We start from the raw sequence: 26013 nt of genomic DNA, 5'->3' as shown, positions 1-26013 counted from the left end.
GACCCGACTGCCCATCACCTGTTCCTCGACGGAGACAAGGCCATGATCAAGAGCAGATTCATTTTGGGCTTTGCCATGCTGCTGTTCGCCAGCGCGTTCGCCGCCTCGGCGCAGAGCGGGCGGCCTCTCGTTCGCCTGGTCGTGCCGTTCAACCCCGGTGGCGGGTCGGACCTGTTCGCGCGCGTGATCGCGCCCGGCTTGTCCGAGGCCCTCGAGCAGACCATGATCGTGGACAACCGCGCCGGCGCCGGCGGCGTGATCGGCGCCGAACATGTGGCCAAATCGGCGCCGGACGGGCGCACGTTCCTAGTGTCCGACTCTGCTGCCTACACAATAAGCCCGTCGCTCTATCCCACCTTGCCTTACGCGGCTAAGGACCTGATCCCGGTAGTGGACCTGGCGCGCTTTGCCAACGTGCTGATCGTGCCCGCGAATTCGCGCTTCAACTCGCTGGACGACGTGCTCAAGGCCGCGCGCAAGGATCCCGGCAAGCTGACCATCGCGTCGGCCGGCCACGGCAGCAGCCCCCATCTGACGGCCGAGAAGTTCCAGGCCGAGGCGAAGATCAAGCTCATCCACGTACCGTACAAGGGCAGCGGGCCGGCCATCTCCGACACCATCAGCGGCCAGGTCGATATGGTGTTCAGTGGCCTGCCCAGCATCTCCGAGTATCTGAAGTCCGGCACGGTGAAGGCGCTGGCGATCGCCTCGCTCCAGCGTTCGCCGTTCGCGCCGGAGGTGCCGACCATGTCCGAGGCCGGCGTGCCGGGCTTCGAATCAATTATCTCGCAGGGCCTGTTTGCGCCGGCCGGCACCCCGGACGACATCGTGGTCAAGGTCAATGCCACGGTGAATCAGATCATGGGCAGCAAGGAGATGGCGGCCCGCGCAGAGCAGCTTAAGGTCGAGCCGCGCGCTTACACCTCCGCCGAGTACAAGGCCTGGCTGGCGGATCAGGCAGTAGCTTGGGCAAAGCTGATCAAGGATGCGGGCATCAAGGTCGAGTGATGGCCGCAGGCGAAGGACACACCCCGAGGAACTGGCAACTGCATGATTGATGTGTACGCATGGGGGACCACGAACGGTCTCCGCGCGACGCTTGCGATGGCCGAGTGCGGGCTCGAGCACCGGGTGATCCCGGTCGACCTAAGCCGGAAGGCGCACAAGACGCCGGAGTACCTGGCGATCAACCCTGCCGGCCAGATCCCGACCATCATCGACCATGGCGCGCCCGGAGGCCCGCGAATTCTGGCGCAATCGGGCGCCATCGTGCTGTACGCATGCAACAAGGCCGGCCGCCACATTCCGACGGACGAGGCGACCCTCTACACGGCGATGCAATGGTACATGCAGGCCGCCAGCGACATCGGCGGCGCCAGCGCCGGCCTGCAGCAGGTGGCGGTGGTCGCGCCCGAGAAGGTGCAGAGCACGGTCGACTTGTTCGAGCAGCGCTTCATTCGCTACTTCGGCTACGTGGACGAGCAGCTGCAGGGCCACGATTTCCTTGCCGGCGACTTCTCGTTCGCCGACATCATGCTGTATCCCAACTACGTGCTGCGCAGCACGCTGATCGAGCGATTGGCCGATCTGCCCCACCTGCGCGCCTGGGCCAAGCGCATCGCGCAGCGGCCCGCTGTGCAAGCGGGCATGCAGTTGCTGGAAGCGTGAGATGAACGGCGCCGAATTGCTGGTGCGCACGCTGTCGCTTTGCGGCGTGTCGACCTGCTTGGCCACCACAGCGCCGGTGCGGATTGGCCGAGACAGTTGTCACCGGCTGCACCGACGGCAACGGCCGCATGGCCGAGCAACCGGCTGCCACGCTGCTGCACTGTGAGCCAGGCCTTGGCAACGGGCTGGCCAACCTGCACAACGCACGGCGTGCGCGCACTCGGATCGAGCCAATTAATGCCCATGTCGCTCGCGAAGCGCGAATGCGTATGAACCATGATCTCAACCGGCGCCAGTTCGAAATGGCAGGACGGTACGCGCCTTCCTAACGCGAGAGTATCTCGGCCGGTAGACTCAGAATTCAGCTGATGGGTTCGCGCGCAATGGATCGGCTGGTATGGCAAGTCTGCGCCCGCTGTCCAACCAGAACGCGCTCCCAGATTTGGCGCCTGACACTCACTCCGCCAGGCGGCTACTGAACCGACCTGTCCTCGCCGGGGCCGAAAATGCGCGGCGCAAGGTGCGATGGATTCGAGCATGTTGCTACACGATCACCTTGCCCGGATTCATCAGGTTGTTGGGATCAAACGCGCGCTTAAGCGTCTTCATCATCTCCCGCTCGATAGTTGACTTGTAGCGCGTCATCTCCGCAGTGCGTAACTGACCAACTCCATGCTCGGCGCTGATAGAGCCGTCAAGTTCTGCGACGATATCGTGGACGATGCGGTTGACCTCTTCACGGCGTGTCACGAACGATGCCGTGGCTATGCCTTCGGGCGGCATGGGATTGAAATGAATGTTGCCGTCGCCGAGGTGCCCGAATGCAAACGGACGGATACCAGGAATCGCGCGCGCGAGGGCCGCATCGGCGCGCTTGATGAACTCGGGCACACGCGAGACCGGAACCGACACGTCATGCTTGATGCCAGCGCCGCCCGCCTTCTGCGCCTCAGCCTGCCCTTCACGCAGCCTCCACAGGCGGCGGCGTTGCGACTCCGAGTCTGCCAACATCGCGTCGATCAGAAGTCCCTCCTCAAGAGCCACAGCCAGCAGTTCCTCGAGAGGGCCGCGAAGGCCTCCCGGCTCACTCTGGGCAGTCGCTTCGATCAACGCATACCACGGGTGCGGCTCGGCAAAAGGTGGTTTCTCGGTTGGCAAGGCAACCAGTACCCATTTGACACATTCGCGCCGCATCAGTTCGAAGCCGCTGAGACTGTCGCCCAGAAGTCCGCGCGCGCGCTGAAGCAGGTGCAGCGCAGACTCAGGGTCGCTTAGCGCGATGAACGCGGTTGCGACATCGCGGGGCCGCGGGACCGTCCTCAACGTCGCTGCTGTGATGATGCCGAGCGTGCCTTCAGCACCGATAAACAGGTGCTTCAGATCGTAACCTGCAGAATCCTTGCGCAGTCCACGCAGTCCGTTCCACACTCTTCCGTCAGGCAGCACGGCTTCCAAGCCCAGGGTCAACGCGCGCGTGTTGCCATAGCGCAAGACTTGCGTGCCTCCGGCGTTGGTCGAGAGATTCCCGCCGATCTGGCATGAGCCTTCGGAAGCCAGGCTGAGCGGAAATAGCCGGTCCATTTCGGCCGCCCTTGACTGGACTTCGGCCAACGTCATGCCAGCCTCAACCGTAATGGTGTCATTCGCGACGTCGATTGATCGCAGCGCCCGCATGCGCTCCAGCGAGATGATTACACTGCCTGACGCAATGGGCTGAGCGCCGCCTGCAAGTCCCGTATTGCCGCCCTGCGGCACCATTGGTACGCGGGCTTTGGCGCAAGCGGCTACGACGGCAGCTACTTCAGCGGTGGAGGACGGCCGCGCCACGAGGTTGGTACGTCCCAAAAATGAACCATCGAATGAAACACAGTATCGTTCGAGATCAGCTTCATCCTCCACTAAACCTTGCGGCCCCATCAAGAGGCGCAACCGATCCGCGAAACTTCTCGTCAGTATTTCGCCTGTGGTCGTGATGTACATGGGTAGGGTCTCCGGATCCGGACAATCAGGCGAAGTTGAAGGCGCCGGGATGGCGGCGCTCTGCTTTTGACAGGGCGTCCAGCGATGGCGTACCTAGCTGTCCCATTGCCACCTGCAATTCGTCCAACAGCAGTTCTGCGATATAGTTCGCGCCCCCGGTTCCAAGCGCGCCGAGGCCGAGCAGGAATGCTCGGCCTGCGAACACACCATGCGCGCCAAGCGCGATGGCACGTGCTACGTCAAGTCCGGAGCGAACGCCGCTATCGAAGAGGACGGTAGCTTGTCTTCCTGCCGTCGCCGCGATCGCGGGAAGCATGTCGATGGCGGCGGGCGCCGCGTCAAATTGACGGCCACCGTGGTTCGAGACCAGTATGCCATCCACGCCCGCCGCAATGGCTTGCGTGGCGTCCGCGGGATGCAAGATGCCCTTGACCACGAGTGTATCCGGCCAAGCGTCACGCATCCGCTTGATCGCGTCCCACGAGAAGGTTCCTTTGATTTCGCGTTGTACGAAGCCGGCCGTCTTCGCCAGCGTCGCCGGTGACTCTACATAGCGCTCCATGTTGCGGAAGGAGGGTGTTCCGGCTCTCATAAGTGCAATCAACCAGGGCAGGGATAATGCAACGTCCAGCACGGTGCTCGGAGTAGGGCGGAACGGTACGACAAGACCGTTACGCAGATCGCGCGGACGTTTCGATCGGACCGGCGCGTCCAGCGTCGCAACAAGCACACGCACACCTGCGGCATCCGCTCGCTTCATCAGATCGAACGTCACGCTGTGATCGTCGGTCGGAAGCCCGTAGAGTTGAAACCAGGCGCACGGACCCGCGATTTTGGCGACCTCCTCCATGGAGGCGGTGGCGAGCGTACCGGTGATGTAAGGAATCATGGCGTCCCGCGCAGCGGCCGCGAATAGCTTTGTGGCCCCAGGCCAAACGATGCCGTCGACGCCGACGGGCGAAATGCCGATCGGGGCGGCATATTCGACGCCGAACAATTTGACCTTGGTCTGCACCGGCATCGGTGCACCGAATCGCGGCACGAGCTCAACCGCATCGAGCGCCGCCCGATTGCGGGCGACGCCAACATCGTCGCCCGTGCCGCCCTCCAGAAAATCGAATGCGAAGCGCGGAATTCGCCGACGGGCTCGGCGCTCGACATATTCAAGGGTCGGCAGACGTTGACGCAGACGCGCCTGAGGACTCGTTCCGCTTCCGGCACCCCACGCTTGCGGGGAGCCGCGCATCGCGACTGTGGGACGAGGACCGTCGGTCATGAAAAATGCCCTTATTCAAGCAGCGGCATTTTTCATAAGGCGTGGCGGGCCATCATCGCAAATAATTACAAATGATATGGATGATCATTATTGATGATCAAGCCCGGCGTTTGCCTGGTCTCGGCCGCGACGGCGTCCTGCGTTTGGCTGTCGTTCGCACGGTAGAGGAGGGAATGATGTACTTGGCTGCCGAAGCTGCGGCCGCGGCAAGGTCGTACTGGATAATCTCTAGGACCTCACGTGCGGCCGCCGAAATTATCCGCCGTGGATGGTGCACCCAGGCAATCGAACGGGAAATGCGCGGTTCAGTGAACCGATGCGCTCTTACGGTTCCTGCTGCCAACACATGTTGAAGTGCAATGGTTGGAAGCACCGTGACGAGGTTGGTGGTGGCGATCACCTCGCAAAGGGCTGGCAGCGTGTCGATCTCCAGTCGTGGCTTTAGTTCGATGCCCGCCATGGCAGCATGCTCCTCAAGTATCGTGCGCAAACCGTGTCGCTTGGAGGGCATGACCAGATCGAGACCGGCCAGATGGCTAAACCGCAGCTCGGCCGGTGTTGCGACCGTCGCCTCTTTGCGGCAGGCGAACACCATTTCCTCATCCATCATATGATGTGAGGCGAGCGATACCCGCTTGCGGGGAACATTGATGATCGCGAAGTCGAGTTGACCGGAATTCACCCAGTCGGTCAGGGTTTCCGTGTATCCCTCGCATGCCGACAGCGTGATGTCTGGGTACCTACGGGCTACCGTCGCGGACGAACTCGCCATGGTGCTTTGCGCCACCGACGTAATCAGCCCGACGGACACCTTGCCGGATATTCGACCGTTGAGTCGTGCCATTTCCTCTTTGGCATGTTCCACATCGCGAACGATTGGAGCCACAAGGCGAGCCAGCGCGTCACCGGCGACGGTCGTAGTTATGCCGTGCGCGTTGCGATCAAACAGCTTCTGGCCAAACTCGGCTTCGAGTTTGGCTATTTGCATGCTCAAAGCGGGCTGCACAATGTTGAGCTGGCGAGCGGCGCGAGTGACGTTCTTCTCCTCTGCAAGGCAAAGGAAGTATTGCATCTGCCTGAGATCCATTAGCGTTTCTTTCTGAAGCGGTACCTTCCAAAGGCATACGGCCGACGTTACCCAGAGGCATCACTAAAAGTGATCGAAATCATAATCAATCATTATTTGTGGTGATCCAGCTCGCGTCGTAACGTTTCACCACTCATCCGCTCAGAGCGGCAACGATTAGGTGGAGCACGGTACGCGGGCTCGCGGAGATCGATCCGTGGGACTTTGTAGCATTTGCTCCCGATCGATCCCGGTACTTTCGGTGCGCTGGGACAAACAGGGAGCGAACGGGACTTCATGCAAGATCAGGCACGCAAGCGACTCGTCATCGGCATATCCGGCGCTTCGGGCGTCACCTATGGCGTCCGGCTGCTCCAGTTGCTGCGCAATGCCGGTATCGAAACGCACCTCGTGATGTCGAAGACGGCTGAGGTGACTTTCGCCTACGAAACCGATCTGAAGCTCGCGGATGTCAAGGCGCTCGCCAATGTCAATCATTCGATCGACGACATGGCCGCGTTTATTTCCAGCGGCTCGTTTCGAACCGCAGGAATGATCGTCGCCCCTTGCTCTATGCGGTCCATGTCAGAGATCGCTACAGGGGCCACGACGACACTCCTGACGAGAGCGGCTGACGTGGTGCTCAAGGAGCGCCGCCGCCTGGTTTTGATGGTGCGGGAGACGCCGCTGCATACAGGGCACCTGCGCACTATGACCGCTCTGTCCGAAATGGGCGCGATCATCGCTCCGCCGGTGCCGGCCTTCTACGCCAAGCCAGAGAGCATCGACGATATGGTCGAGCATACCGTCGGACGTGTCCTTGACCTCTTTGACATCGACATCGGCGTGGTGCGGCGCTGGGGCGAAGATGAGAGGCTGGCCCGGCGGCCGTCGGCGCTTCGAAAAATTGGCCCTTGATTGATTAAATCACTGCTTTCCAGGAGATAGCGGCATGCGTACCGATAATCTTGCGAGGCCGGCTTCGGCGGAGGTGCCTTTGGACCTGCGCTCCTGGCTGGGGCACTTGGCTGAGCGCGGCCAACTCGCCGTGGCGCGCGAGGGCGTGTCCCTTACCGATGAACTTGCTGCAGTCTCCAAGTCCTTGGAGCGCGAACGTGCCGTGCTGTTTCCGCGGCCGGATGGCCATGACATTCCCGTGGTCGCCAACCTGTTCGCAGCCCGCAGTTGGGTGTCGGATTCCATCGGCGTAAGCGAGGACCAGCTGCTGCAGCAATTTCAAACCGCAGCTCTCAATCCGTTACCCATCCGCGAGGTGGTGAGCGGACCGGTCCAGGACGTTGTTCACAACGAAGTCGATCTTCTGAAGCAGTTGCCCATACCCAAGCACAACGAGCACGATAGCGGCCCCTACATCACAGCGGGTCTGCTTATTGCCCGCAACCCTCGCACCGGAATCCAGAATGTCTCCATACACCGTTGCCAGATCAGCGGGTCGAACCGAATTGGCGTTCTGCTGCTGCCTCGACACACACTGTCATATTTTCGCATGGCGGAGGAAAACGGCATTGCTCTCGAAATCGCAATCGTCATCGGTGTCCACCCGGCCCTGATTTTGGCATCCCAGGCCATTGCGGCGCTTGATGAAGATGAAATGGGAATTGCCGGCGCGCTGCTCGGTTGCTCTGTCGATGTGGTGAAGTGCAAGACCAATGCGGTTCGCGTGCCGGCGCATGCGGAAATCGTGATCGAGGGCCGAATCCTGCCCGCCGTGCGCGAGCCGGAAGGTCCCTTCGGAGAATTTCCGCAGTATTACGGGCCGCGGGCCAATCGCGAAGTGATCCAGGTGGATGCGGTTACTCACCGCGCCCGTCCAATCTTTCACACGATCGTGGGAGGCGGCTACGAGCATCTCATTCTTGGGGCCGTGCCGCGCGAGGCGACCCTTCTCCAGCATCTACGTCGCAGTTTTCCGAACGTACTCGACGTACGCCTCACCCGCGGGGGGACGTGCCGGTATCATCTGGCGATCAAGATCGAGAAGGTCGAGGACGGCGAACCAAAGAATATCATCATGTCCGCCTTTGGCGCTCACTACGACATCAAGCAAGTTGTTGTCGTCGATCGAGACGTCAACATCAACGATCCGGATGAGATCGAATGGGCCGTCGCGACTCGTTTCCAGGCTGATCGCGATCTCCTGATCGTATCCGGCGCGCAGGGATCCAAGCTTGATCCATCGGCGCACAAAGGCATCAGCGCGAAGATGGGCCTTGATGCGACGATCCCTGTCGATGCGCCAGAGCCTGAGTTCAAGCGGATCCATGTGAAGGGTGAGGAGTTCGTTGATCTGGCAACGGCGCTTCAGAAAGATCCAAACGCCGCATTCGCGCGCCTTGTTGCGCAGGCCCGATAGCCCGTGCATTTGACTAGCATTTATACGAACGGACGACGAAGCACCGGAGCCCGCAAGGACTCCACCGTCGCCGACAAATCTGGGAGGGTGTTATATGTCGTTCAGGGTGATGCGGTTCGTGTTTCTTTTGGGTGTCCTGGCGGTGGTTGGGGGTAGGCCGGCCGGCGCCGAAAAGATGGATGAGGTCAAAGTTGCCATCAACAATGTAGTGAGCGACGTGGTCTTTCACCTCGCTGCCGAGCGCGGATTTTTCACTGAGCAACGATTGAACGTCACGCTCATTCCCTTCGATTCCGGCCCAAAGATGATTGCGCCGCTCGGCGCGGGGCAGGTCGACGTCGGAGCGGGGGCATCCTCGGCGGGTCTCTATAACGCGGTAGCCCGGGGCATCAACGTCAAAGTGGTGGCCGACAAAGGCTCGACGCCGCACAGCTACGACTACATGCCATTGCTCGTAAGGAAGGAACTGGTGGACACCGGTAAGGTGAAAAGCGTTGCCGATCTCAAGGGCATGAAGTTCGGTGAGGTCGGGCCGGGGGCCGCCACTAACGCCAAACTCGGTCACATCCTTGGCCAAGCGGGCCTGACTTATAAGGATGTGTCGCATAACTTCATCAACTACCCGCAGCAGATCGCCGCCTTCAGCACGGGTGCTATTGATGCGGCCATCACGACCGAGCCGTCTGTGACGCAGGCGGTCAACAGCGGCGTCGCTGTGAAATTCGTCGCGGACGGCTATCCCGGCCAACAAGTGGCGGTGCTGCTTTATGGTGGCGATTTCATCGCCAAACGCCCCGACGTCGCTGAACGCTTCATGGTTGCCTATGTGAAGGCAGCGCGCGTCTACAATGATGCGACGGCGGGAGGGCGGTTTGAGGGCAAGGGGGTCGATGAAGTGATCAAGACCATCATGAAAAGTACCGGCCTGAAAGACGTGGACCTCTTCAAGAAGATGGTGCCCAACGGCATCGATCCCGACGGGAAGGTCGACGCGGAAAGCATGGCGAAGGATCTGAACTTCTTCTCCGAGAATGGTTACCTCGAGCGGCCTTCCAAAGTACAGGACGTCCTCGATGCCTCATTTGCGGAAAAAGCTGTGAGGAAACTTGGTCCGTACAAGGCAGCTCAAAACTAAGCGAGAATCCAAGGGAGAAGTTGATGGCCATCGCGAGCATCGTGACCCAACAACAGGCAAGACCTGAGCTTGTTGCGCAGAAGCCGCAGCTCTCGTTGTCTGGCGTGAGCAAATACTTTGGATCCGGCTTCGTCGCGCTGGATGGCATAACGATCGACATTCCTCAGGGGGAGTTCTTCGTGATCGTCGGCCCCAGCGGCTGTGGCAAGACCACCTTGCTGCGGATTCTAGCCGGCCTGGAGAAGCAGAGTTCAGGCTCGGTCACCATCAACCGTACCGACGAATCGCGCCCGGTAAATTCCATGATCTTTCAGGGGGATTCGCTTTTTCCATGGATGACCGTTCATGACAATGCCGCCTACGGCCTGCGCATGCGGGGTGTCCCTGAACGGGAGATCGCGGACACCGTTCGGCTGTGGCTCGAACGAATCGGCCTGTGGCGTTTCCGCGATCGGTATCCCAATCAGCTCTCCGGAGGGATGCGCCAGCGTGTCTCGATCGTCCGGGCATTCGCGAATGACCCCGAGATACTGTTCATGGACGAGCCGTTCTCGGCCCTCGACGAGCAGAACAAGGTCCTGCTCCACGAGGAATTGCTAAAAATCTGGGAGGCGACGAAGAAGACCGTCGTCTTCATCACCCACAGCGTGGACGAGGCGGTGACGCTCGGTGACCGCATCATGATCATGACTGCAAATCCAGGAAGGGCGAAGGCGCTGCTCGACGTACCGTTCCCGCGTCCTCGCAACGTGTTGGAGCTACGCCAAAAGCCGGCATATGGTGATCTCGTCTTTCATATCTGGGAGCAACTGCGCGAGGAAGTGCAGCGTGCGCGTGAAAACGCGGAAGGAGGAAATTCATGAGCGCGACCGCAAAAGGTTCCAATCGCTTTATCGGCGTTATCACCCCTGTTGTCCTTCTCGGATTATGGGAGCTCGCCGCCCATTTCAATTTCATTGACGCCCGCTTTTTTCCTCCGCCGTCGAGTATTGTGCATCAGTTTGGGGCGCTCATCGCATCTGGAGAGCTTGGTACGAATGTTGCGGCAAGTCTTCAGAGGCTTGGTCTCGGCATGCTGCTTGGCGGTCTGCCGGCGCTGTTTCTGGGGCTCGCGATGGGGATTTCGCGGCCGCTGCGCGCCGCAATCGATCCGCTGATTTCTGCGACCTATCCAATTCCGAAAAGCGCCATCTTGCCGCTCGTTCTCTTGATCTTCGGTCTCGGCGAAATGTCCAAGGTCGTGATGGTCGCGCTCGGCGCGTTCTACCCGATTGTCATCAATACCGTCATGGGGGTCGCCAATATCGACAAGATCTATCTGGATGTCGGTCAGAATTACCGGGCCAGTCGCTGGCAGGTGTTTCGTACGATCGCCTTGCCGGGCGCGCTCCCGTCGATCATGGCCGGCGTCAAGCTCGCAGTCGGCATGGGCCTGATCCTGATCGCAATTTCGGAGATGGTCGCCGCCAATGACGGCATCGGATACATGATCTGGAACGCGTGGCAAGTGCTGACGGTCGACACCATGTATGTCGGCCTCTTGGTGATCGCGGTGCTCGGATTCCTGTTTTCGCTCGTGCTCGACGAGATCGAGCACCGTCTCATTCCCTGGAAGGCGCGCGCCTGAGTAGCGGGGTGCGTCCGCATTGCCGAACCGTACCTCTCGAAGGCAGGACAGAATATCGATGTTGGCTTCCTCGGGCTTTCGCAGCGGCGGAGAGATCCTCGTTGATGCGCTGAAAATCCACGGCGTCGATACGGTCTTCTGCCTTCCCGGCGAAAGTTTCCTCGCTGCCATCGATGCGCTCGCTGGCGCCAGCGATGAAATCCGCACTGTCGTGGCGCGGCACGAAGCGGGCGCGTCCCACATGGCGGAGGCCTATGGCAAGCTGACCGGAAAGCCGGGCATTTGCTTTGTCACACGTGGTCCCGGCGCGAGCCACGCCAGCATTGGCGTGCATACCGCCTCTCAGGATTCGACGCCGATGGTCCTGTTCATTGGTCAGGTCGCGAGAGGTATGCTGGGCCGTGAAGCGTGGCAGGAGGTCGACTATCGCCAAATGTTCGGCGGCATGGCGAAGTGGGTCGTGGAGATCGACCGTCCCGAGCGCATTCCGGAATTGGTCAGCCGGGCATTCCATACGGCCGTGTCAGGACGTCCCGGACCAGTGGTGGTATCCTTGCCCGAGGATATGCTTGCGGCGCAGGCAGAGGCTGCAGATGCAGGGCCTTATCAACGTTCCGCGGCTCATCCGGGTGCCGACCAACTCTCCCGGCTGGCGGACTTGATCAGCGAGGTTGAGCGCCCGCTGCTCATTGTCGGTGGCGGTGGCTGGAATGCCCGCGCTTGCGCAAATCTCACGGTGTTCGTGGAAGCCTTCGGCCTGCCGGTGGTGAGCGGATTCCGGCGGCAGGATATTTTCGACAATCGCCACCCGCACTACGCCGGTCATGCAGGGCTCGGCCCGAGCGCCAAACTTGTCGAGCGTATCCGGTCCGCGGACTTGATCGTTGCCGTAGGAGGACGTCTCGGGGAGACCACAACGTCGGGCTATACCCTCTTTAACGTTCCGCAGCCGTTGCAGCGTTTTGTCCACGTGCACGCCGATCCGGATGAGCTTGGCCGCATCTATCAAGCCGACCTCATGATCAATGCCGGTATGCAGGAGTTTGCGGCGGCGGCTGCCGCGGTGCGACCACGTCCATTCTCCAAGCCGGACGCAGAAGCCGCACGGAAGGCATGGATAAGAGCGGCGCGGGAAGAGTTTGTCGCCGACCAAACGCCGGGATCAATGCCAGGACCGGTCGACCTCGGCGCTGTGATGATGCATCTGCGCGATGTGCTGCCCAGCGACGCCATCATTTCGAACGGCGCTGGCAATTACGCGATTTGGGTGCACAGATTTCACCGCTACGGCGGTTTCAGAACCCAGCTGGCTCCCACCTCCGGATCCATGGGTTACGGGCTTCCGGCAGCAATTGCCGCCAAACTCGTTGATCCCACGCGTACGACGGTATGCTTTGCCGGCGACGGCTGCTTCCTGATGAGTGCCAATGAACTTGCCACCGCCGCCCAGTATGGGCTCGGTGTCATTGTCATCGTGGTCAATAATGGCATGTATGGGTCCATCCGGATGCACCAGGAGAAGGAATATCCAGGACGGGTCCATGCCACCACGCTGGAGAATCCTGATTTCGTTGCACTGGCGCGTGCATTTGGCGGTCACGGTGAACTTGTTTTGGACACCGCGAGTTTCGCCGATGCCTTTGCCCGGGCCCGCACTTTCGCCGACGAAAAACGTAAACCAGCCCTCCTGGAACTGAAGATAGATCCAGAGGCGATCACGCCCAGTACAACACTGACGCAGTTGCGACAGCGCGTGCTCGCAGCCCACGGTGGTTCATGATAATGAGAGGGCCGGCGACCAACGGCTAACTGGGGAGGCTCGGATGTCGATAGCCTTGCGGATCGCGCACGGGCCATTCGGCAGAGTTGCGCTGCTGGATATGGATCGCTCCCTGGTGCGCCATGCCCATCCGCATTGTCATGTATTACTGAAAGTTGAGGGTGCCGACACCCAGTTCATCGTGGGCAATCGGGTCTATCCACTGACCGACAGCAGTGCAGTGTTGGTCGACGGCTGGAAGCCGCACTCCTATGTGCACGATTCGACACGGCCGCGAAGCCTTATTCTGGCGCTCTATGTCGAACCCCATTGGCTGAAGGAGTTTCGACCAGGATGGGCGGCGAGCGGGGCGCCCGGCTTTTTTGAACAACCTTACGGTGAAGTCTCTCCGCGCATTCGCAAGCTCGCAATGACTCTGGCGGCCGATATGATGGCGCGCCCCGAATGTCTCGCCGCCCACGAGGAAACGCTCTCGGACCTCATGATTGCTGTGATCGAGCGTTTCACGCCCTGGCGGAGTTTCCCGAATTCGATACGGGGAATGAATACGTCCGTGTGCGATTGGCGGATCAGACGGGTGGTTGACGCCATGCGTGCCCAGAAAGAGTCCTTCGCAAGTGTCGAGAGTTTCGCGAAACAAGCGGGGATGTCGCGGGCGCATTTCTTTCGGCTGTTCGAATCGTCGATCGGAGTGCCACCGAAAGTGTATCTGAACGTAGTGCGCATGGAGCATGCGCTGGACGCCGTCTTGCATCAGAACATCACCGTAAGCGAGATCAGCGACCGGCTGGGATTTCCGGAACCCGCCCACTTCACGCGGTTCTTTCGTGACCATGCTGGCGTAAGCCCGCGCGAATTCCGCAATGTCTCGCGGCTCGCGAACTGATGCCGCGGTGCAAGACGCTCTTGCGAAATGAGACGGATTGGTAAGTTGTGAGAGCTGGAGGCATGGCTGCCCACCGGGCATTCTGGCAGTAGTTCCTGCGAGGCGCCGAGAAGAATGCGCCGGGAGGATTTGTCAGGATGGCGCAGACCGCCGCTGCATCGATATCAGGCATCGACGATGCGGACCGACCATGGGTCGGCCGTTCGATCGAGCGTGTCGAGGACGCGGCGCTGCTGACTGGTCGCGGGCGCTTTATCGACGATCTGGGCACACCCGCCGGAACCCAGCATGCGGCCATTCTACGATCGCCCCATGCTCACGCCGATATTGTTGCAATCGACCTGGAGGCGGCGAGGCAGGCGCCCGGCGTATCGGCTGTTCTTACCGGCGCCGACATCAAGGCAATGACCTCCAGTCTCGTCGTCGGCGTAAAGGCCCCAGTCGAATGCTGGCCGATCGCCGTAGGGCGTGTTCGCTATGTCGGGGAGCCAGTGGCGATCGTTATCGCGGCGGACCGGCCATGCGCCGAGGACGCGGCCGATCTCATCAACGTCGAGTACCGGACGCGCGCCGTAGTGATCGATCCGCTCGTTGCGCTGTCGCCTGACGCGCCCGTGCTGCACGACGGCTTTGCGGGCAATGTGGCGAGTGATCGTATCTTCCATTATGGAGAACCGGAGCGGGCGTTCGCAGAAGCAGCCCATCGCTTCGAGATCGATACCAGATATCCGCGCAACTCCTGCACGCCCATCGAAACTTACGGCGTAATTGCTGATTACAATGCAGCCGAGAACGAATTCGACGTTCTCGCTAACTTTCAAGGCCCCTTCAGCATTCACGCCGTGATCTCCCGGGCGCTGAAGGTGCCGGGCAATCGCTTGCGCCTGCGCACCCCCCCGGACTCAGGCGGGAGCTTCGGTGTTAAGCAGGGAATATTTCCCTACATCGTTTTGATCGCCGCAGCATCTCGAGCGGTCGGGCGTCCGGTAAAATGGATCGAAGACCGGCTCGAGCATCTCACCGCGTCGGTGTCCGCGACCAATAGGGCGACGAGACTGGCTGCGGCGGTGAACGACGATGGCAAAATTCTCGCGCTGGATTGGGATCAGGTCGAGGATTGCGGAGCGCATTTGCGCGCGCCGGAGCCGGCGACGCTGTATCGGATGCACGGCAATCTCACCGGAGCTTACGATATCCGAAGCGTGGTCGTCAGAAACCGTGTCGTTGTCACCAACAAGACGCCGACCGGCCTCAACCGCGGCTTCGGTGGCCCGCAGATTTATTTCGCCCTGGAACGCCTGGTCCACAAGATTGCAGTCGGACTTTCCCTCGATCCGCTCGAAGTAATCAAACGTAATCTCATTCCGGCTGACGCATTTCCCTACCGGACGGCGACCGGCGCATTGCTGGATTCTGGAGACTATCCAAGCGCTATCGCACGCGGCGTTGAGGAGGGGGCGCTTGGCGCCCTCAAGGCGCGACGCGATGAGGCCCGCGCAAATGGTAGGCTCTACGGCATCGGCTACACCGCGGTAGTCGAGCCAAGTGTGTCGAATATGGGCTATATTTCAACGGTCCTCACGCCAGCGGAGCGTCGCAAGGCCGGCCCGAAGAACGGTGCGCAGGCGACCGCCACAGTAGCGCTTGATCCGGTTGGCAGCGTATCGGTGCACGTTGCGTCGGTGCCGCAGGGCCAGGGACATCGCACGGTGCTTTCTCAAGTCGTCGCGGATGTGTTTGGCCTCAAACCGGAAGACGTGCGGGTCAATACCGAAATCGACACGACGAAGGATGCATGGTCGATTGCTTCGGGAAATTATGCAAGCCGGTTCGCGGCCGCAGTCGCAGGTACCGCAAAGCTTGCGGCCGAGCGCATAGCCGCGCGGATCGCGCGTATCGCGGCAAGCCAGTTGAACGTCGAGGCGTCGGATATTGCGTTCGCCGGCGGCTTTGTCTTATCGAAGCACAACCCGGACAACCGAATACCGTTTTCCCGGCTGGCCGCACTCAGCCACTGGTCGCCGGGTTCGTTGCCGGAGGATCTCGGCCACACCATTCGCGAAACGGTATTCTGGAGCCCGCCCGAATTGACGGCGCCGGACGATGAGGACCGGATCAACTCGTCGCTGTGCCATGGCTTCATCTTCGATTTCTGTGGTGTCGAAATCGATCGCACCACACTCCAAACGCGCATCGATCGCTACGTCACCATGCATGACTGTGGGACCATCCTTCATCCCGGGATGGTGGACGGACAGATACGGGGCGGTTTTGCGCAAGCGCTGGGCGCGGCTCTTTACGAAGAATACGCCTATGCGCCCGACGGCAGTTTCCTGACCGGAACATTCGCCGATTACCTGCTGCCGACCACGACCGAGGTCCCCGATCCGGTCATTCTCCATATGGAGACTCCGTCGCCTTTTACGCCATTGGGCGCGAAAGGAGTGGGCGAGGGCAACTGCATGTCCACCCCGGTATGCATCGCGAACGCGGTCGCCGATGCTTTGGGCGTTAGCGACATCGTACTGCCGCTGGTGCCTTCAAAGCTCGCGAATATCGTTCGCGGGGTCGAGCGGGCTGCGCCAGTGGGGCGCTCTGCCGTCGCTACGCCTCGCGCGGGCGACAGGCGGCTACATGGCGAGGGCAGCGCGTCCGTGAATGCCAAACCGGAGCATATCTGGGCGATGCTGCTCGACCCAGACACGTTGAAGGCCGTGATTCCAGGATGCCAAAGGGTAGATAAAGTTTCGGACACGCATTTTCGCGCCGAAGTCACGCTGGGGATCGGGCCGGTGACAGGCCGTTATCGTGCTGACGTCGAGTTGTCGGACCTCGATCCGCCGCGCGCGGTCACGCTCGGCGGCATCGCGAACGGCGCACTCGGTTTTGGCAGCGGCGAAGGACGCATCACGCTTGAGCCGGACGGCAAGGGCGGGACCAGAATGCACTATGTCTACGAGGCTGCCATAGGGGGCAAGATCGTTAGTATCGGCGGTCGTCTTCTTGACGGAGCGACCCGGGTCATCATCGGGAAATTCTTTGCAGCTTTAGCCCGCAAAGCCGGTGGAGGTGGGGCAAGTGAGTCCGCCTGGTTTGCACGTCTACCGTTGCTTGCCAGACTAACGGCGATGTTCGGGAGGCGGCGATGAAACCTGCAGCCTTCGCTTATGTGCGCGCCGACTCTCTTGACGAGGTTCTGAAAACCATTGCCGCGGAAGGCGGCGATGCTCGCATCCTCGCCGGCGGACAGTCGCTGTTGGCAATGCTCAACATGCGCCTGGCGAAGCCGAAAGTGCTGGTCGATATCATGCAGCTTAAGGAGCTCGGCCAAATCGAAGACAAGGGGGGCGTCGTCACCGTCGGCGCGGGCGTCCGACAGGCGGCCCTGCTCGGATGGCCGGAACTGGCGCGAAAGCTCCCGTTGCTTGCGCTGGCGCTACCATGGACAGGGCACGTCCAAACGCGCAGCCGCGGCACGATCTGCGGTTCGCTGGCGCATGCCGATCCTAGCGCGGAGATCCCGCTTTGCATGGTTGCACTTGGCGGCGAGGTACATCTGCGGAGCGCAAGCAAGCGCCGCCGCGTTCCGGCAAAGGACTTTTTCGTGGGCATGATGGCCACGACGCGCGAAGACGATGAACTGGTCGAAGCGGTATCGTTTCCGGAAGCCAAGGCGGGGCGCTGCGCCTTCCGCGAAGTCGCGCGCCGGCACGGCGACTTCGCGATCGTAGCCTGCGCGGCGATCGCGACGCCGGAGGGAGTGCGCTTTGCGGTAGGCGGCGTCGCCGACATGCCAGCAGCGCGCGCCTGGCCTCGCCTCGAGGGGAGCGCCCTCGATGACGCTCTGAACGCCTTCGCCTATGAGCTCGATGCGCGCGACGATGTTCACGCCACGGCGCGCTACCGGCGCGATCTGGTGCGCATGATCGGGCGAGATCTGGTGCGGGAGGTCACGCAATGACCCGTTTGCGCGCTGGGGAGCGTCATCTAATCCGCTTTACCTTGAATGGCACGAAGATGGAAGGCGAAGCCGAACCCCGGACGCTGCTGACCGACTTCCTGCGCCAGAGTGTCGGCGCAACCGGCACGCACGTCGGCTGCGAACATGGCGTCTGCGGCGCCTGCACCGTCACGGTCGATGGATCGCTCACGAGAGCTTGCCTGATGCTCGCCGTGCAGATCGACGGTGCCGACGTTCGTACCGTCGAGGGCCTGGCACCGTCGCCCGACAGGCTTGGGATTCTGCAGAAGGCCTTCCGGCGTAACCACGCCCTGCAATGCGGCTTTTGCACCGCCGGTATCCTGATGTCGCTCGATCATTTCCTGCGCAGGAACCCGTCGCCTGGCGAAGGTGAGATACGCGACCTGCTGAGCGGCCATCTGTGCCGATGCACCGGGTACACCCCGATCGTACGGGCGGCCCTCGAAGCGGCGGCGGAACTTTCGGAAGAATCCCGAAACAAAGAGGCGTCAGATGCTTGATCTCGGCAGCAGCTTCATCGCCAGTGCTGCGCGTGACCCTAACGCGACCGCGATTGTGGACGGCGGCCTGCGCCTTACCTACCGGCAATGGTACGGTCGCGTTTCTTCGCTGGTCGCTTCGTTCGACGCCATCGGACTTAGGCCCGGCGATCACTTGATCACCGTGCTGCAAAATCGTTGGGAGACCGCGACGATCCACTGGGCGTGTCAGCTGGCTGGAATCGTGATCACGCCGATCAACTGGCGGGCGAAGGCGGAGGAGCTCGATTTCTGCATCGAGAATTCGGAAGCCTGCGCCGTTGTCTTTCAAGATGTATCCGCCGAGGCCGTCAGCAATTCAAGCCGCGCGAACGGCTTGCGGCTCATCGTGGTCGGAGAGGCCAATATCGGCGGTGCCGCCGCTTTCGCAGACATGGTTGCAGGCGAAGCGCCTGACGCCGTTCCACGGGTCAGCGCGGACGCTTGGTCCATCATGCTGTATACATCAGGCACCACGTCGAGGCCGAAGGGTGTACCACGCCGCCATCGCGCGGAGCGCGCGGCTGCGATCGCTCACGTCGCGCAAAACCTCTATGGCCGCGCCGAGCGGACGCTCGGGGTGATGCCGCTGTATCACACGATGGGGGTACGATCACTCATCGCGATGTCCTTGATCGGCGGTACCTTCGTCTGCCTTCCGCGCTACGACACGCGTGAAGCGCTCGCCATCATCCAAACCGAAAAAATCTCCAATCTCTATCTTGTGCCGACGCTCTATCACGACCTCGTCCATGACAGCGAATTCGCCGATACCGACGTTTCGAGCGTCAGAAAGCTCGGTTTTGCCGGCGCTTCGATGACTGGCGGACTGCTCCAGAAACTAAATACGGCGTTCAAGCCGGAATTGTTCGTCAACCACTACGGTAGCTCCGAGATCTACACGTTCACGGTCGACCAGAATGCGACCGCGAAGCCGGGATCGGCCGGAAAGGCCGGCATCAACCAGCACGTCAGGGTCGTCAAGATTGGGGCTGGCTCGGTGGCGGAAGCGGCCTCAACGGGTGAAGAAGGCGAAATCGTCGCCCTGCTGGCAGGCGACGAAGCATTTGAAGGTTATTGGCGACGCCCGGATGCCGATGCGAAATCGCTACGAGATGGATGGTACTTTACGGGTGATACCGGCTTTGTCGATCGCGACGACGATCTGTTCGTTACGGGACGGGTGGATGACATGATCATTACGGGCGGCGAGAACGTCTCGCCGGTCGAGATCGAAAGTTGCATTTCCCTCCATCCCGCGGTTGCGGAGGTCGCCGTCGTCGGTCTTGCCGACGAGAAATGGGGAAGGATCGTTGCCGCCTTCGTGAGGCGAAATGCCCCCGTAAGCGCGCAGGAGCTGGAACAGTTCTGCCGCACATCCGGACTGGCCAATTTTAAGCGTCCTCGCCGATTCGTCTTCGTCGACGCTCTCCCGAAATCTCCAGTTGGAAAACTACTGCGGCGCCTACTCGTCGCAGGAGAGTACGAGCCGGAGCACGGGTCCCCCCCGGACGCCGTCTGATCGACCGAAACTTCAAAAGGAGCCCTCACATGCCATCGTCGTTTTCATTTTCCGATCCACGCCTGGCAAAGCTGGACGGCTTCACGGTAGAACTTGACGGAGCCCGCGAACGGGCCGACATCATTCTGGCACGTGCCCCGTATAACGTCGTTTCGATGCCGCAGAGAGACCAACTCCGGCTGGCCTTCGAAGCTCTCGACGAGGTCGCGCGCGTCAGGATCATCGTCGTTCGATCAATCGGTGAGCATTTCTCCAGCGGCGGAAACATCGGTGGCTTCATGGAAGCCACGCCGGAGCACGTGTCGAAGCTCGCCTGGAATATCGCTTCGCCCGCACGTTGCGCCAAGCCGGTGATCGTCGCTAATCGCGGATATTGCTTCGGCGTTGGATTTGAACTCTCCCTCGCCTGCGACTTCCGGATTGCGTCAGAGACGACTCTGTATGCATTGCCGGAGCAGAAATTAGGGCAGATTCCAGGCTCGGGCGGGTCGGCGCGGCTGCAGAAGATGATCGGGATCACCCGTACCAAGGACATCGTCATGCGTTCGAAGCGCATCTCCGGCAAGCAGGCGCTTGAATGGGGCATCGCAACCGAGTGCGTGCCCGACAGCGAGCTGGAAAAGACGGTCGACAAGCTCGTCGACGAGCTTCGTGCGTTTTCACCGCTGGCTCAGCGTACGGCCAAGAAGCTCCTCAATGACACCGAGGACTCGACGCTCGCGATCGCCATCGAACTCGAGGGCCATTGCTACAGTCGTCTTCGGCAATCGGCGGATTTCAAGGAAGGCGTCGAGGCTTTCAACGCCAAGCGCGCCCCGAAGTTTACCGGACTATAGCCGAAATCGGATGAGGTCCGGCACAGTCTATTGTGCGGGCCCGTCGGTTCGCTTTGCCTGTCGTCGGCAGGACCGCGGAATTTCGCAAATCACAAAAGGGGAGGGGTTGCAATGACCGTGACAAGCTCGACGCTGATGGACGCTCAAGCACCTGCCGGCCATCGGCAAATGATCAACGCGATCATCGCCTCCGTGCTCGGGTGGTCGCTCGATCTGTTCGACCTGTTCATCCTGCTCTATGTTGCACCGGTCATCGGCGCGCTGTTTTTCCCGTCCACCAACGCGACTCTTTCGCTTGCAGCAGTGTATGCATCGTTCGCGGTGACGCTGCTGATGCGCCCGATCGGTTCCGCGGTGTTCGGCCACTACGCCGACGTCCATGGCCGCAAAGGCGCGATGCTGGTCGCCATCGTCGGCGTCGGGATCAGCACTGCGGCGTTCGGCACGCTGCCGACAATCGCGCAAGCTGGTATCGCCGCGCCGATCATCTTCCTGATCCTGCGCCTGGTTCAAGGTGTCTTCGTCGGCGGCGTTGTCGCGTCCACGCATACGATCGGCACTGAATCCGTTCCTGCGAAGTGGCGAGGGGCGATGTCTGGCCTGGTGGGCGGCGGCGGAGCCGGCATCGGCGCGCTGCTCGCTTCGGTGGTGTTCCTGGTTACCTCCTCCGCGTTTCCCGGAGAAGCGTTCGCGCAATGGGGATGGAGGTTTATGTTCTTTTCCGGCCTTCTGAGCTCGCTGCTTGGATGGTTCATTTTCAAGAACCTCGAGGAATCACCATTCTTCAAGGAGCTGCAGCAACAGAAGGCGAGCCGAAAGGGCACGGTGACGGCGTCGCCTTTGAGGATGCTGTTTTCGAGCGGGCACCGCTCAGTGGTGCTGATCAACCTGCTGATCACCTTCGGTGGCGGGGCAGGTTATTATCTCACCTCAGGTTATCTTCCGACGTTCCTGAAGGTCGTCAACGGCGTCCCCAACAACGCTTCTTCCCTGATCCTGATGGGCGCAAGCGTAATCGCATTCATCTCGGCCGTGGCCATTGGTGCGCTAAGTGAAAAGATCGGCCGCAAGTCGACCTTCCTCGGCGTCGGCGCATGCGCCCTCGTGCTGCTCCCGTTGTGCTACCTCGGTATGGCCAAGGCTTCGGATACGACGCAGATCACGCTCTATGCTCTGGCGATCGCATTCATCGGCAATGCCGGGTATGCGCCGGTCCTGATATTCCTAAATGAAAGATTCCCGACTGCATTGCGTGCGAGCGGCACGGGATTGTCCTGGAATATCGGCTTTGCATTGGGCGGCATGATGCCGACCTTCGTTTCGCTGGCAAGCGCCGGGACGCAGCAGATTCCGATGTCGCTCGCAGTATTTTCGGCTGTGATCTTCCTCATCTTTTTGATCGGGGCGCTGAGCGTTCCGGAAACCAGAGGCAATTTCCACTGACCCCTTATCTGGTTGCATAGCGACGCTTGATGTCCCTCAGGAGCCTTTCGCCCATGACTTCAAAATCCGCCCTAAATCTCGTTGACGGCGTATGGCAGCCTGCCGACTCGGAGCGGACCGCGCCAAGCATCGATCCCTCAAATGGGGAGGTGCTGGGAACCCATGTGGCGAGCGGGAAAGTCGATGCGGAGGCGGCAATCGCGGCCGCGCGACGCGCCTTTGATCGCCCCCAATGGTCACAAAATCCCCGTCTGCGACAATTGATAATGTTGCGTTGGGCCGACCTGATGGAAAGTCGCAGCGAACAACTTGCGCGCCTCCTTACGGCGGAAAATGGCAAGCCGCTTGCGCAATCGCGCGGCGAAATTGCCGGCAGCGTATCGGAAATCCGCTATTATGCCGGGCTGACGCGCTACATTCCCGGCCACGTTTTCGAGGTCGAGGCGGGCATTTATTCGACGTTGTTGAAGGAGCCGGCCGGCGTCGCCGGATTGATTATCCCATGGAACGCTCCAGCGGTGCTCCTGATCCGCGCCCTCACGCCCGCGTTGGCCGCAGGATGTACCGTCGTGATCAAGCCCGCAGCGCAAACGGCCTTGATCACAGCTGAACTCATCAAATGTCTCCAGGAGACCGACGGCTTGCCACCCGGCGTCGTCAACTTGCTTTTCGAAGACGGAAGTGAGGTGGCGCAGCACCTGGTGACTTCACCGGACGTTGACGTGATCAGTTTCACAGGATCGAACGTTACCGGCCAACGGATCATGGCGGCCGCCGCCCCCACAATGAAGAAGTTGTCGCTGGAACTCGGCGGCAAGTCGGCCTGTCTCGTATTCGAGGACGCGGACGTTTCGGAAGTCGCTCCGAAGCTCGCTGCCGCTGCCACCATCATCGCGGGACAACAATGCACAGCCGCTCGCCGCATCATCGTCCATGCATCCCGCTTTGACGAAATGAAACATGCGCTAGGTGCGGCCCTTGCGCGCATAAAAATCGGACCTGGCACCGACGCGGCCACGGAAATGGGGCCGCTCATCGACGGGCCGTCGCGGGCGCATGTAGCGCAGCGGATAGCCGAGACAATGCAACTCGCGGACGAGGTCGTACTTCGCGGTGAGGTGCCAGCAGGCGATCGTTCAAAGGGCTTCTTCCTTTCGCCGACCTTGGTCGCTCATCGCGAGACCTCAGCGTTCTTCGTCCAGGAGGAAATCTTCGGACCGTTGGTGATCATTGAGAAGTTCGAGGACGAAGAAGAAGCTGTCACGCGCGCGAACCATAGTGAATATGGCTTGTCCGCCAGCGTCTGGACGAGAGACGGCGCCCTCGCTATGCGGGTAGCGCGCGCGCTGCGCAACGGCACTGTCTGGATCAATGACCATAACAAGCTGTTCGCAGAAGCCGAGACTGGTGGTTATCGCCGAAGTGGGCTCGGCCGGCTGCACGGCTACGATGCATTGATCGATTTCATCGAGATCAAGCACATCTACCAGAATTGCGGAGTTATCGGAGGGAGTGGACTCATTGGGTAGCTAACAGCATCTGCCTGATTCAGCGCAGGCGCCGCCTGCCAAGGCGAAGAGCGAATTGTTGCAAGGGTTGCGAGCAGACAAGACCAGTTCACCTTCTCTCAAGCGTGGCGGACGTCCCTATCGCCTGCGTTGGTTGCGATCCGAACGCGGTTTCGATGCGCTCCAAACAGAATGAATCGAATCGAGAACACCTTCCAGGAGTTCGTTGATGCCCTCCAGACGGCGGGCGATGCGATTGCGTTTGAACGCGTCGCCGCACGGCTAGCGCAAAAGCTTGGGTTCCAGCAATTTGCTTATCTGTGCCTGAGCGGCGACACCCCCACGCTGATCTCGTCATACCCGAAATCCTGGACCAGCCGCTACTTTCATCTCGAATATCAGCAGCTCGATCCGGTGATCATTCGCGCTAGGGTCGAGCGTGACCTCTTCAGTTGGGGCGGGGAAGCCCGCGCGCCGTCCGGATCTAGAGCGCAACGTCAGTTCTTTGATGAGGCTGCGACGTTCGGCATTCGATCCGGAATCACTGTGCCGATCAGAGGCGGTTTCGGACGAATGGCCGCCTTCACCTTGGCGACGAACGACCGCGAGATTGATCTGGAGCATCTTGTCGGCGAATGGAGCGATGTCGTCCACCAGGCAGGGCTATATTTCCACGCTCACGTTGCCGCCCGGCTCGGCGCCCCCTTTCCCACCGAGCAGGACCATGGAGCTAAACTTACCCAGCGCGAGCGTCAATGCCTTGCATGGACCGCCCAAGGCAAAACAGTCGCCAGTATTGCCGTCCTTGTTGCGATTGCGCCACGTACGGTCGTGTTTCATCTGGAGAACGCGCGCCGCAAACTCGGCGCTGCATCGATCGCGCAGTGTATCGCGATAGCCTTGCGCCGCGGTTTATTGAGCTGACGGCCAGCCCCGTACCCAATTTTCGGCAAAGTACGAGGACTGCCCATGCGTGCGGCCTGCAACACCGATGTCGCATTGAACGCCAGCCAAAGTGGTCTAACCTGCTCCAGCTGATCGGAGTCCACCTGCAAAATCTGACAGGCGCTGAGGTGTTCGTTTTCTGCTGTCAAGGCTTCCCCGTAACTCGAGGAGGTTGGCATGCATGCCATCGCGCTTCACACGTCTCAGTTTGGTCGTCATCTGCAGTTTCTAACCTCGATGTATCGGCTTCGGCGGCGTGTCTTCAAAGACCGCCTGGACTGGAGCGTGTCGGTCTCGGGTGACCTGGAAATCGATATTTATGATGCTCTGAGTCCGACTTACCTTCTTGCCGTCTCGGACGATAGCGACGTTCTGGGGTGCGTCAGGCTGCTGCCAACCACCGGCCCCAACATGCTCGCCGACACCTTCGCCAATCTGCTGGGCGCCAAAGCAGGGCCGAGTGATGAGCGCATTCTCGAGAGTTCGCGATTTTGCGTCGACACGGCGCGCAGCGTCGAGCCCGGCCGATATGGGCTCAATCGCGCCACCTTTGTGTTATTTGCCGCGATGATCGAGGTGATGCGGGCGAGGGCAGTGCAATCCATCGTGACCGTCACCGATGCCCGTATGGAACGCATCCTGAGGCGAGCCGGCTGGCCTCTGGAGAGATTGTCTGATCCACGGCCGCTCGGGCAGACCATCGCGCTTGCAGGATTTCTGCACGATTCAGATCACGCGCTCGAGGCCATGTACCGGCAAGCGGGGGTGAGCGGACCGGTTCTGATCCCACCGGCTTTGGAAAGCAAGGCCGCCTGATCTCTCAGTGGTTGCCGAGGCCTCGCTGTGCTGGCCGATCCCCGACATAGCTGCGTTGAATATGACACGAGGCGGGTGGGTGGACGCTCAGGCGTTCGCCCTCGGCCCCGGCGGAAACCTCGCTTTGCTGCCTGCCTGCCTGGACGTCTTTGGCATTCGCCAAATAGCAGTTGGCGAGTATCAGCCCGGCATTCTTCCCGCTCACACTACTGCTTCCACTGAGCATTTCGACGTCGATGCCTTGTACGCGTGGCGGGATCCGCGACTTGCGGCACGTCTTGCGGAATCAGCTGCCGGCGTGATCTTTTTGGGCGGAGCATTCCTTGAAGAAGAGGTGCTGATCGCAGCATTGGAAGGGGCGGAGCACGGCTACGACATCCGGCTGCTCTCGGATTTGTCGGTCGCACGTGATGAAGCCGATCGGTCGATCGCTCTACCTCGACTAGTCCACCACGGCATCCTCGCCACAACCATCCGACAGGCCCTCCTCGAATGGGCCGTGTCGCTGGGCGATCAGGCCGTCGGCCGTAGTCCAAGACCTGCTTTCGTAAACGGGCGCCTCCCGCAAGCGGCCCGCCTTGGGGCTGGGCTCTCATGAACCGGGGTCGCTTTGCGGTCGCGGGCTTCAGCGTCAATCCCTGGCGCAAATAC

The 26013-nt window shown here is 60.8% G+C and carries 22 protein-coding genes and 1 pseudogene; 20 read left to right on the top strand and 3 right to left on the bottom strand.

All coding sequences use genetic code 11. From position 1 onward, the window contains the following. Positions 1–75: 75 nt before the first annotated feature. The 3 genes and pseudogenes from IVB27_RS33615 to IVB27_RS33605 form a co-directional block, all read left to right on the top strand. Entirely contained in the window at positions 76–1008 is a 933-nt protein-coding gene (locus IVB27_RS33615; RefSeq protein WP_247447073.1) for a Bug family tripartite tricarboxylate transporter substrate binding protein, read from the top strand. Between the two features lie 42 nt (positions 1009–1050). Then, entirely contained in the window at positions 1051–1668 is a 618-nt protein-coding gene (locus tag IVB27_RS33610; RefSeq protein ID WP_247447072.1) for a glutathione S-transferase family protein, read from the top strand. A gap of 1 nt (position 1669) precedes the next feature. After that, positions 1670–1895, top strand: a pseudogene (locus tag IVB27_RS33605) (acetolactate synthase large subunit); the annotation flags it as partial. Positions 1896–2211: 316 nt separating this feature from the next. Here IVB27_RS33605 and IVB27_RS33600 read toward each other — a convergent pair. The 3 genes from IVB27_RS33600 to IVB27_RS33590 all read right to left on the bottom strand — a co-directional run bounded on the left by IVB27_RS33600 (position 2212) and on the right by IVB27_RS33590 (position 6011). Then, positions 2212–3648: an FAD-binding oxidoreductase gene (locus IVB27_RS33600; protein WP_247447071.1), complete on the bottom strand. Its 1437-nt coding sequence runs from the start codon at positions 3646–3648 to the stop codon at positions 2212–2214. A gap of 25 nt (positions 3649–3673) precedes the next feature. Further along, positions 3674–4894: an alpha-hydroxy acid oxidase gene (locus tag IVB27_RS33595; RefSeq protein ID WP_247447129.1), complete on the bottom strand. Its 1221-nt coding sequence runs from the start codon at positions 4892–4894 to the stop codon at positions 3674–3676. A 127-nt stretch (positions 4895–5021) separates the two neighbouring features. Then, positions 5022–6011, bottom strand: coding sequence for a LysR family transcriptional regulator (locus tag IVB27_RS33590; protein WP_247447070.1), 990 nt, complete (start codon positions 6009–6011; stop codon positions 5022–5024). A gap of 276 nt (positions 6012–6287) precedes the next feature. On the opposite strand from IVB27_RS33590, the gene IVB27_RS33585 reads away from it, so the two are divergent. The 17 genes from IVB27_RS33585 (at position 6288) to IVB27_RS33505 (ending at position 25960) form a co-directional block, all read left to right on the top strand. Further along, the gene (locus IVB27_RS33585; RefSeq protein WP_247447128.1) at positions 6288–6908 is read left to right on the top strand and encodes a UbiX family flavin prenyltransferase; all 621 of its coding nucleotides are present in this window, start codon (positions 6288–6290) and stop codon (positions 6906–6908) included. A gap of 34 nt (positions 6909–6942) precedes the next feature. Then, on the top strand, positions 6943–8364 hold the full coding sequence (locus IVB27_RS33580; RefSeq protein WP_247447069.1) for a UbiD family decarboxylase: 1422 nt from the start codon (positions 6943–6945) through the stop codon (positions 8362–8364). 94 nt (positions 8365–8458) lie between these two features. Further along, the gene (locus IVB27_RS33575) at positions 8459–9499 is read left to right on the top strand and encodes an ABC transporter substrate-binding protein (RefSeq protein ID WP_247447068.1); all 1041 of its coding nucleotides are present in this window, start codon (positions 8459–8461) and stop codon (positions 9497–9499) included. A 23-nt stretch (positions 9500–9522) separates the two neighbouring features. Continuing rightward, positions 9523–10362 carry an ABC transporter ATP-binding protein gene (locus IVB27_RS33570; RefSeq protein WP_247447067.1) on the top strand — a complete coding sequence of 280 codons (840 nt, stop codon included), beginning with the start codon at positions 9523–9525 and terminating at the stop codon, positions 10360–10362. After that, positions 10359–11126 carry an ABC transporter permease gene (locus IVB27_RS33565; protein ID WP_247447066.1) on the top strand — a complete coding sequence of 256 codons (768 nt, stop codon included), beginning with the start codon at positions 10359–10361 and terminating at the stop codon, positions 11124–11126. Before IVB27_RS33570 ends, IVB27_RS33565 begins: the two co-directional genes overlap by 4 nt. Positions 11127–11184: 58 nt before the next feature. Beyond that, positions 11185–12906: a thiamine pyrophosphate-binding protein gene (locus tag IVB27_RS33560; protein WP_247447065.1), complete on the top strand. Its 1722-nt coding sequence runs from the start codon at positions 11185–11187 to the stop codon at positions 12904–12906. A gap of 43 nt (positions 12907–12949) precedes the next feature. After that, the gene (locus tag IVB27_RS33555; protein ID WP_247447064.1) at positions 12950–13792 is read left to right on the top strand and encodes an AraC family transcriptional regulator; all 843 of its coding nucleotides are present in this window, start codon (positions 12950–12952) and stop codon (positions 13790–13792) included. Between the two features lie 137 nt (positions 13793–13929). After that, positions 13930–16941, top strand: a complete 3012-nt coding sequence (locus tag IVB27_RS33550; RefSeq protein ID WP_247447063.1) for a xanthine dehydrogenase family protein molybdopterin-binding subunit — start codon at positions 13930–13932, stop codon at positions 16939–16941. Beyond that, entirely contained in the window at positions 16938–17753 is an 816-nt protein-coding gene (locus IVB27_RS33545; RefSeq protein ID WP_247447062.1) for an FAD binding domain-containing protein, read from the top strand. Before IVB27_RS33550 ends, IVB27_RS33545 begins: the two co-directional genes overlap by 4 nt. Next, positions 17750–18274: a (2Fe-2S)-binding protein gene (locus tag IVB27_RS33540; RefSeq protein ID WP_247447061.1), complete on the top strand. Its 525-nt coding sequence runs from the start codon at positions 17750–17752 to the stop codon at positions 18272–18274. The genes IVB27_RS33545 and IVB27_RS33540 overlap by 4 nt, the downstream gene beginning before the upstream one ends. Continuing rightward, a complete protein-coding gene (locus tag IVB27_RS33535; protein WP_247447060.1) occupies positions 18267–19814 on the top strand; it encodes an AMP-binding protein in 1548 nt (515 codons plus the stop codon). The genes IVB27_RS33540 and IVB27_RS33535 overlap by 8 nt, the downstream gene beginning before the upstream one ends. Positions 19815–19843: 29 nt before the next feature. Continuing rightward, a complete protein-coding gene (locus IVB27_RS33530) occupies positions 19844–20650 on the top strand; it encodes an enoyl-CoA hydratase/isomerase family protein (RefSeq protein ID WP_247447059.1) in 807 nt (268 codons plus the stop codon). Between the two features lie 111 nt (positions 20651–20761). After that, the gene (locus tag IVB27_RS33525; RefSeq protein ID WP_247447058.1) at positions 20762–22093 is read left to right on the top strand and encodes an MFS transporter; all 1332 of its coding nucleotides are present in this window, start codon (positions 20762–20764) and stop codon (positions 22091–22093) included. Between the two features lie 53 nt (positions 22094–22146). Further along, complete coding sequence (locus IVB27_RS33520) at positions 22147–23622, top strand: aldehyde dehydrogenase family protein (protein ID WP_247447057.1); 1476 nt, start codon at positions 22147–22149, stop codon at positions 23620–23622. Positions 23623–23793: 171 nt separating this feature from the next. After that, positions 23794–24525, top strand: a complete 732-nt coding sequence (locus IVB27_RS33515; RefSeq protein ID WP_247447056.1) for an autoinducer binding domain-containing protein — start codon at positions 23794–23796, stop codon at positions 24523–24525. A 198-nt stretch (positions 24526–24723) separates the two neighbouring features. Continuing rightward, a complete protein-coding gene (locus IVB27_RS33510; RefSeq protein WP_247447055.1) occupies positions 24724–25362 on the top strand; it encodes an acyl-homoserine-lactone synthase in 639 nt (212 codons plus the stop codon). 79 nt (positions 25363–25441) lie between these two features. Next, positions 25442–25960, top strand: a complete 519-nt coding sequence (locus tag IVB27_RS33505) for a cysteine hydrolase family protein (protein WP_247447054.1) — start codon at positions 25442–25444, stop codon at positions 25958–25960. Positions 25961–26013 lie beyond the last annotated feature (53 nt).

It is taken from the genome of Bradyrhizobium sp. 197, assembly GCF_023073375.1.
Lineage (GTDB): Bacteria > Pseudomonadota > Alphaproteobacteria > Rhizobiales > Xanthobacteraceae > Bradyrhizobium.
This window is presented reverse-complemented; position numbering and strand designations above follow the sequence as displayed.